The organism is Streptomyces sp. MBT65, assembly GCF_016612545.1.
Classification (GTDB): Bacteria; Actinomycetota; Actinomycetes; order Streptomycetales; family Streptomycetaceae; genus Streptomyces.
The window spans coordinates 1-430 of the sequence record NZ_JAENRY010000771.1; the positions used below are offsets into that span (position 1 = coordinate 1).

Annotated in this window: 1 pseudogene; it reads right to left on the bottom strand. The window is 81.4% G+C overall.

Going from position 1 to position 430, the window contains the following annotated elements:
* Positions 1 to 430: pseudogene (locus JHN63_RS52040) on the bottom strand (RNA polymerase subunit sigma-24); the annotation flags it as partial.

The following is a 430-nucleotide window of genomic DNA, read 5'->3' on the forward strand; positions in this document are numbered from 1 at the left end:
GGGTCGGCGTCTGCCGGGGTTTCGGCGTGGGTGTCGGGGTCGGGGTGGGCGTCGGCTCGGGCGCCAACACCGCGGGCTCCTGCGCGGGTTGCTTCTTCGGGGGGACCGGGGTCGGCGACTCGGGCTTGGCGATGGGGGAGGAGGAGGGCGCCGGTTTCGCCTCGGGAGGCGGCGTGCGGTGGTCGCTGCCGCCGGTCAGCGCGAGGGCGATCGCCGCCGCGGTGGCCGCGGCGACCACACCGGCCGCGATGCCCGCCTTCACCGGCGCGCCGAGCCCCTCGGAGGCCACCGCGCCACCGCCACCCGCCCCGCCCGACGAGCTGCCGCCGGCCGCGGCGGACGCACCGGCTGCACCCGCCCCGCCGGACGAACTCCCGCTCGCCGCCGCTGCGGCACCCGCGGCACCGGCCGCGCCCGCTCCCGCGCCGCC